We start from the raw sequence: 1,860 nt of genomic DNA on the forward strand, positions 1-1,860 counted from the left end.
GGTCGCTTCACCCAGCCCATCGGCTGTAGCCAGCCGGATGGTGGCGACTGCCTTGCCATCCTGGCGCTTGCGTACTACTACCAGGTCAGACTTGCCATCGCCGCTGACATCACCGAGCAGGTATTCCGTATCGGCATGCCATTCGCCCAATTGCAGCGTCGCACCCTCGGTGTAACCCGTCGCCCCTGCCAACCATTGCTTGCCTACGGCCTTGCCATCCGACTCATGACGGATTTCCAGCAGGTCCATGCGGCCATCGCCGTTGAAGTCGCCTTCGATAAAGCGGGTATCGCGCCGCCAATCGCCACGTTGCACAAACTGGACGCCATCGCTGCGCCAGCTGGCAATGACCTGACGACCATCCTCTTCCACCCAGGTGCCGACCAGGTCGGCACGGTGGTCGCCATCCTGATCACTCAGGCGGTAGACCGCATCATCACGCCATGCACCCAGCACGCTGTCGCTGCCCTGGGTATAGCCAGTACCATTCGACAGCCACGCTGTCGCCACTGCCTGACCTGCTTCGTTCTTCCACAGCTGCACCACATCGGTACGGCCATCGCCGTTCAGATCGGCTGCCAGGTAACGGCTCTGCGCCTTCTTGCCTACCTCAACATCACCCGCCCAGTTCCAACTCGCATTGCCATGGCTGACTGCATTGCGCAGGTGTTCAACCCCCTCCGCATCCTGGTACACCTCCACCCAGTCATCACGACCATCACCCTGGATATCCACCTTCAGGTACTGACGAGTTGTCCCAGAAACATGCCCATTATCTTGCTTGGCCGTCAAAGTGCCGTCTTCACTGGCAAAGAACACGAGAACATAGTCGTTACTGGTGGGGGCGTAGTAACGCGATACGGTTAATTCTTTGCGGCCATCTCCATTGATGTCGGCCAATTGATACTGCTGTGCGATATCCGAATGAAGGCCACTAGTAACTGTAGCCCCCTCCTTAAATGTCTTACCATCGCTGAGCCACAAACAAGCCTGTACAGGTCTGTTTGCACTTGCTGCCAATGACACCACCCACAGATCGGCCTTACCGTCTCCGGTGCCATCACCCAGCAGATAGCGGGTCTCTGCTACCCAGGCACCCAGTTCCAGCTCTGTCGCTTCGCCCATTCCATCCGCAGTGGTCAGGCGGATCGTGGCGACTGCCTTGCCATCCTGACGTTTGCGTACCGCTACCAGGTCAGACTTGCCGTCGCCGCTGACATCACCGAGCAGATACTGCGTATCGGCATGCCAGTCACCTAGCTGAAGGGTTGCGCCTTCGGTGTAACCCGTAGCCCCTGCCAGCCATTGCTTGCCCACCGCCTTGCCATCCGCCTCATGACGGATTTCCAGCAAGTCCAGGCGGCCATCACCGTTGAAGTCGCCTTCGATAAAGCGGGTATCGCGCCGCCAATCGCCACGTTGCACGAACTGGACGCCATCGCTGCGCCAGCTGGCGATGACCTGCCGACCATCCTCTTCCACCCAGGTGCCCACCAGGTCGGCGCGGTGGTCACCATCCTGGTCCGCGAGGCGGTAGACTGCCTCATCGCGCCATGCACCCAGCACGCTGTCGCTGCCCTGGATATAGCCATTGCCATCCGACAACCACGTTGTCGCAACTGCCTGACCCGCTTCGTTCTTCCACAGCTGCACCACATCAGTACGGCCGTCGCCGTTCAGGTCCGCTGCCAGGTAACGGCTCTGCGCCTTCTTACCCACCACAACATCACTACCCCAATCCCAATTCCCGTCACCCCGATTAATCGCATTACGTAGGTGTTCAATCCCCTGTGCATCCTGATACACCTCCACCCAGTCATCCCGGCCATCTCCCTGGATATCTGCCCTCAGGTACTGACG

At 59.4% G+C, this 1,860-nt stretch carries 1 protein-coding gene; it reads right to left on the minus strand.

The window, feature by feature from the left end:
* Positions 1-1,860: hypothetical protein (locus tag ACUHMQ_RS02330; RefSeq protein WP_445293834.1), on the minus strand; the 1,860-nt coding region annotated here is incomplete at both ends.

This window comes from Chitinimonas violaceus, from assembly GCF_052601015.1.